The organism is Cyanobium sp. N5-Cardenillas (assembly GCF_024345515.1).
Classification (GTDB): domain Bacteria; phylum Cyanobacteriota; class Cyanobacteriia; order PCC-6307; family Cyanobiaceae; genus Cyanobium.
On the sequence record NZ_JAGQBG010000195.1, the window covers coordinates 1 to 5,867 of the forward strand.

A 5,867-nucleotide genomic window follows, 5' to 3' on the forward strand; every position below is an offset into this window, starting at 1 on the left:
CGAGGACGTCCTTCAGCAGGTCGCCGAACGCAGCGGCGCCAGCTCCATGCCCCAGGTGTTCATCGATGGCCAGCCCATCGGCGGCTACGACGCCCTGGCCGATCTGCATGGCCGCGGCGCCCTCGACCACCTGCGCTGAGGGCGACCTTACCTAGCGGGTCAGCTCCGGAAACTGCGTCTTCAACCGGGCCACCTTCGGCTGATCGTGGAACACGACGTAGGGATGGGCCGGGTTGCGGGCGACAAAGTCCTGGTGGTAGGCCTCGGCGGGGGTGAAGCCGCGCCAGTCCTCCACCGTGGTGACGATCGGCCGCGGCAGAGCTCCGGAGCGGTTCAGCTGGGCGATGTAGGCCGTGGCCACCCGGCGCTGCTCCGGGTCGGTGGGGACGATCGCCGAGCGGTACTGGGAGCCCACATCCGGACCCTGACGGTTCAGCTGGGTGGGATCATGGGCGACGGTGAAGAACACCTTCAGCAGCTGGCCGTAGCTCACCTGGGCCGGGTCGTAGGTGATGCGGATGCCCTCGGCGTGGCCGGTGTCGCCGCCACTCACACGGTCGTAGGCGGCGGTGGCCGGGCTGCCGCCCGTGTAGCCGGTCACCACCTCGGTGACGCCGTTGAGGTGCTCGAACACCGCCTCCATGCCCCAGAAGCAACCGCCGGCCAGGACCGCCGTGGCACGCGGGCCGGCCGCCAGGGTGAGCCCGGTGGCGGGATCGGGCAGGCTCGCCGCCACGGCGCTGGAGGCCCCCAGGCGGGGCAGAAGCCCCGTCGCGATCAGTGGTAACGCCAGCAGGCTGACGGCCAGGGCCGAAAGGGCGCTGGCTGTGGTGAGGCGCGGCGACAGTCGCATCGGACGAAACGCGGTGGATGGTTGGACTACCGGTCAGGACCCCCAGCGGATTTCCCCGTAAGGTCGATCAGAGCGAAGGAACCTCCATGGCAGCCCGCCTCGCGATCGGCCCGGTGGACGTCAGTCCGGAGGTGCGCGAGTGGGTGGATCGTGAAACGCTGCAGCGCCTGGTGGCCCGCCATCGCCGCGGCGACTGGGGCGTGGTGGATGCCCGCGATGCCCGGGACAACACCATCGCGGCCTACCGCCAGCAGGGTTCGCTGCGCAGCGTCTTCGACCTCGGCCAGGGCCTGCAGGTGTGGATCCTCACCCATGATCTCGGCACCGACCGGCTGCACACCCTGGTGCTGTTGCCGAGTGACGAATAGAGCCCTGATGGATCGGTTGGGCGATCTTACGTAGGCATTCCATGGGCGATTCGCCAGTCCTGACCCTATGCAAAGGGCCCAACTCTTCAGGCTGCTGATGACAATCAGGCTTCACGTCCATCATTATGCAATCCTGCTTATCGCTGCGCCGAGTCCTCCCCTATGTCCATGAAGGCACCGTCTTCATAATTTCTTCCGTCAGCATGTGTTGCCCTGCCACTGGACGGGGGGGTGGTATGCCTTAAAAGTGGGCACCATGTTGTTGGGAGGTGAAGAATTGATCGAGCTTCCGCAGCCCAGGCGTCAGTCTCCGTCCAGGCTTCAGGGTCTGCCGGCCCCATCGGCTGAGGTGCTCCCTGGCGAGCCAGGCACGGCGGCGCTGGGGTGGTCTCCGGCCGACGAGCTGGACGCCCTTGAGACCGTCTGGGAAAGCCTCTGCCAGGACGCCACCAGTCCGGGAACTCCCCTGCAGCTGCCGAACCTTCCCAGCCCAGGCCCGGCCCGTGGGAGTGCCCAGCGCCCCGTTCGCCAGCGGAATCGCGTCGCCGGCGCCAACGGGCGGCTGGCCTCCTGAGCTTTTCTTCGCTTTTCTCAATTCTTCGTGGTGAAGGAATGTATGGATCTTTCGCCAGCCGCTTAGCCCTGTAACGATCTTGGTTTCTTCGCTCCGAATCGGGTAAGACTCGCGGCTTGACATCGTTGACGGGCAGGGCTTCCTGAGAACACGTTTCTGTCGTGCGTCAGCACCGGTTTCCGCCAGAAGCCGCCAGCTTCCCTGCCCATGGCGATGCTCTTCCCTCTGCCCTTTACGTTGTTCTTCCCATGGCCCTGGTCCAAGCCCCTTCCCTTGGCATCGAGCGTTTCGCGGATGATCGCAACAAGGAGAACTGGTCGAAGGCATCGCCGCAGGATCGCGATGGCATCATCCGGCTGGTGTATCAGCAGGTGCTGGGCCAGCAGTATGTGATGCAGAACGAGCGCCTTGTCGGTGCCGAATCTCTGTTCCGAAACGGCTATCTCACCGTGCAGGAATTCGTGCGCACGCTGGCCAGAAGCGGGCTCTACCGCTCGCGCTTCTTTGAATCCTGCAACCCTTATCGCTTCATCGAGCTCAACCACAAGCACCTCCTCGGCCGGGCTCCCCACAACAAGGCCGAGATGCTGCACCACTTCACGATCCTGCAGGAGCAGGGCTACGACGCCGAGATCGACTCCTACATCGACAGCCCCGAGTACCAGGAGCGCTTCGGCTCCGATGTGGTGCCCTATCTCCACGGCTGGGACTATTCCGCCGGCCACCAGGGTCAGCAGTTCTCCTGGCTGATGCAGCTGGCCGGTGGGGCGGCCGCCTCGGTCAAGGGTGACAGCGCCGGCACCCGCTTCAAGCTGGGCCGGGCGCTGCACCAGGACCGGGCGGTGACGGTGTCGGTCAGGCGTCCCCGCTTCAGCGGCGAATCCTTCTTCCAGGCCAACCTGGCCCAGGGGGGTGCCAGCGTGGATGGCCCGGTCCCCCGGAACGGCCAGCCCAGCGATGCCTCCCGCGGCCACCGGGCGGAGGCCCTGGTGGTGTCGGCCGGCGTGCGTGGCACCAGCGGCTCCAGTGGCCGGGTGGCCACCATCACCGCCACCGGGCTGGTGAACAACGCCGTGGTGCGCAGCGGTGCCTACGTGATGCGGGTGCCCTACAGCCGCATGAACGAGGCCCTGCAGCGTGTGCAGCGTCTCGGTGGCCGGGTGGTGCGCGTCAGCGTCAACTGAGTCAGCGCCCGGGGGGTCAGGGCCGCAGGTCCACCCCCCTTCGGGCCAGAAGCTGGCGGCAGGCCATCAGGGCCGAAAGGCTCACCCCGGCGGTGCCTTCGCCGGGGTGGATGGCATCGCCGCAGAGCCACAGGCCCGCCAGGGGGGAGCGGCTGGCCAGGCCGAAGGGGCCGAAGCGGCTGGGGTGCTGGCCCAGGCCGCCCACGTAGCCCATGGGCCTGCCGGTCCAGCCGGCAAAGCCCCGGGGGGTGGCCAGCTCCCCGTGCAGCCAGTCGGCGGGCCCCACCCCCAGCAACGGCTCCAGGCCGGCCTGGATCGCGGCCATCGCCTGCCGCTTGCGGCCCTGATAGGCGGCCTCATCCATGCCGAACCAGGGACGGGCCGGGGTGAACACGCTGGCGATCACCGTGGCCCGGCCTGCGGGCGCCCGGCCATCCCCCTCCTGGCTCACCGAGACGAACAGGGAGCCCGGGTCGGTGGCCGCCAGCTGCAGATGGCTGGGGCACCCCGGCGGCAGCTTGTGCCGTTCAACGGCCCCGTAGAACACCAGGGCCCCGCTGGGTTCGTGCAGGCTCTGGAGCCGGCGCCGATAGCCGGCCGGCAGGGCGTCCCGCAGCAGGGCCGGCAGGGTCTGGGGGGGCAGTGTGACCATCACCTCGCCGGCCGCCAGGGTGAAGTCCGCCTCCGGGGCGCCGGAGTCGCCGGGGCGAGCCGTCAGGCGCCGACCTGTGATCTGCCAGTGCCCGCCCGTCCGGGCGGGCGGCTCCAGCCGATCGACGCGGTGCCGCAGCCGCAAGCGACCGCCCTGCTGTGCCAGGGCCTGCTCAAGGCCGTCGCTGAGGGACTGCATCGAGCCCTCCAGGTGCCAAAGCCCCAGGGGTGCCTGCACCATGGCCAGCACGGTGGCCCCGTAGAGCGCGGCCGTGCGGTCGGCTGGCTCCTGGGAATAGAGCTTCAGCTGCAGGTCCAGAAACAGCCGCAGCCGCCCGTCCGCGGCGCAACCGCTGATCCGCAACAGGTCGGCCACCGTCGCGGTGGTGAGCAGCCCGCTGGCCAGCGTGCCTGGCCCCACTGCCCCCAGCAGCTGACCCAGATCCCACCAGGAGCGGGGCGGCAGCACCGGATCCTGCGAGGCGAAGGCCCAGTTGGCCCGGTGGACGGCGTCGCAGAGGGCCCAGAAGCGGCCACTGCCGGGGAACTGCCTCAGCCGTTCCTGGCGCCAGCGCGCCGGATCACGCCAGAGAGATACCGGCGGGCGGCCATCGCCCAGATCCACCACGCAGCCGGGATCCAGCGGCACGGCCACTGGCGGGTCCACCCCCAGATGGCGGAACAGCCGGGCGTGGATGCCGGCGGGGTGGCCCGCACCCCCTTCCTCAAGCCCCGCCACCTGGGTCGCCCCCACGTCGAACACGTAGGGCCCACGACGGAAGGTGCCGGCACAGCCGCCGCTCTGGCGATGGGCCTCAAGCAGTTCCACCTGGAGCCCCTGCTTCGCCAGCAGTGCCGCCGCCGTCAGTCCGGCGATGCCGGCGCCCACCACCACCACGTCTGCCCTGGGCCTGTCGCTGGGGATCAACGCTGCATGGGTGCCTCAATAACGATGCTGGCAGGCAGTGACCGATGACCGTGGCTCAGCGCGGCAGCTCCTGGCTCTGGAGTGGCTGGGCCTGGGTTACGTCTCGGATGAACCACCTCGGCGACCATCAACAAGACGATCTGCTGAGATGCATGGATCATGCAGAAGTGCATCCGAGTTGCAGCACACCTGCGCCTGTTTTTCGGCATGGCTTGGACCATTGAATTCTGGATGGCTCTGTGATCGATCAGATCCACCTCCTTGTGGCCTCCCAAGGATGGCCAGTCCCCCAGTTGATGCTTTGAGAAGTCTTGTGCTGCATGGCTTCTGCTTGGTGAGGCCTGCGTTCACTCCTATGGCCTAGCAGAGAAACGGGCAACGGCTGAGGGCGCCTTGATGGCTTGCTGTTTGGGGTGAGCAGGCTGAAGAGAAGGTGTGATAGCTTCGCTTTTGGTTATAGCTTTCCTTGTTACTGTGGAGATCCGTGGTCATGAATCGTGCTTTCACCTTGCTTGACACTCTCAGCAACCGTTCGCATCGCCCAGTTCACGCCAGGATCCTGGTTGGGGCTGCAACCCTGACGGCATTCGTCTCTGTTCTGTCGGCGGGTTCCGCCCAGGCCGCTATCGCGACCGACTGTTCAGCTCCGGGTGCCATCTCCACCGGCATCCTTACGGTGACGAATATCATCTGCGGCGGTGACGCGGCTGGACGCTCTGATCTGAAGATCGAGATCTCCCAAGGTGGAATCAACTACCTGTTCAGTGGCGATCTGACCCCCTCCGGTGGATTCAACGATGGCAATATCTCCTACGACATTGCCATCCTCCCAACGGCAGGACTGGAGTTTCAGGAAGTCACGCTGAGTGCAACCGGACTGTTCAGCAGCTACAGCGCCACCAAGGAAATCGCCTGGGCTGGTGGGCCTGGAGCGGTGCTGGTGACCGGCGTGCCGTCCGTCGGCCCCGCAGAGCCGGTGTTCTCGTTTGCACCCTTCCCGAGTGTGAAAGCCTTATCCATCAAGGATATCTGGCTTGGAGCCACGGACAGTGACACCATCACGGACATCAACAATGGCTTCAGGCTTACGACAGCCAGGGCCCCCGGTGATTCTGTCCCTGGTCCCCTGCCCATGGCTGGGGCGGCTGTCTGCTTTGGCCTGAGCCGAAAGCTTCGGGCGCGGATCAGGAATGCTGCAATCAAGGCGTAGTTCGTCGCCATTGGCGAAACGTCAACCAATCAATCCCCATCCTCGGATGGGGTTTTTTTGTGTGCGCCAGATCGGTGGGGCCGTGATCAGCACTCCTGA

The 5,867-nt window shown here is 66.7% G+C and carries 5 protein-coding genes; 3 read left to right on the forward strand and 2 right to left on the reverse strand.

Features of this window, described 5'->3' with window-relative positions; genetic code table 11:
- Positions 1 to 151: 151 nt before the first annotated feature.
- Positions 152 to 853 carry a peptide-methionine (S)-S-oxide reductase MsrA gene (gene msrA, locus KBZ04_RS13585; protein WP_254992441.1) on the reverse strand — a complete coding sequence of 234 codons (702 nt, stop codon included), beginning with the start codon at positions 851 to 853 and terminating at the stop codon, positions 152 to 154.
- 86 nt (positions 854 to 939) lie between these two features.
- Between msrA and KBZ04_RS13590 the strand changes: the two genes are divergently transcribed.
- Positions 940 to 1,221 (forward strand): hypothetical protein, encoded by a 282-nt coding sequence (locus KBZ04_RS13590; protein WP_216910622.1) that lies wholly within the window; start codon positions 940 to 942, stop codon positions 1,219 to 1,221.
- A gap of 822 nt (positions 1,222 to 2,043) precedes the next feature.
- Positions 2,044 to 2,979 (forward strand): phycobilisome rod-core linker polypeptide, encoded by a 936-nt coding sequence (locus tag KBZ04_RS13595; RefSeq protein ID WP_254992442.1) that lies wholly within the window; start codon positions 2,044 to 2,046, stop codon positions 2,977 to 2,979.
- A gap of 16 nt (positions 2,980 to 2,995) precedes the next feature.
- Here KBZ04_RS13595 and crtD read toward each other — a convergent pair whose 3' ends face one another.
- Positions 2,996 to 4,558 (reverse strand): C-3',4' desaturase CrtD, encoded by a 1,563-nt coding sequence (gene crtD, locus KBZ04_RS13600; RefSeq protein ID WP_254992443.1) that lies wholly within the window; start codon positions 4,556 to 4,558, stop codon positions 2,996 to 2,998.
- Between the two features lie 490 nt (positions 4,559 to 5,048).
- Here crtD and KBZ04_RS13605 point away from each other — a divergent pair, with 490 nt between their 5' ends.
- Positions 5,049 to 5,768, forward strand: a complete 720-nt coding sequence (locus KBZ04_RS13605; RefSeq protein WP_254992444.1) for a hypothetical protein — start codon at positions 5,049 to 5,051, stop codon at positions 5,766 to 5,768.
- The last annotated feature ends 99 nt before the right edge of the window (positions 5,769 to 5,867 follow it).

Coding starts and splice junctions, on each gene's coding strand:
- KBZ04_RS13595 (WP_254992442.1), top strand. CDS start 2,044: ATGGCCCTGGTCCAAGCCCCTTCCCTTGGCATCGAGCGTTTCGCGGAT.
- msrA (WP_254992441.1), bottom strand. CDS start 853: ATGCGACTGTCGCCGCGCCTCACCACAGCCAGCGCCCTTTCGGCCCTG.
- KBZ04_RS13590 (WP_216910622.1), top strand. CDS start 940: ATGGCAGCCCGCCTCGCGATCGGCCCGGTGGACGTCAGTCCGGAGGTG.
- KBZ04_RS13605 (WP_254992444.1), top strand. CDS start 5,049: ATGAATCGTGCTTTCACCTTGCTTGACACTCTCAGCAACCGTTCGCAT.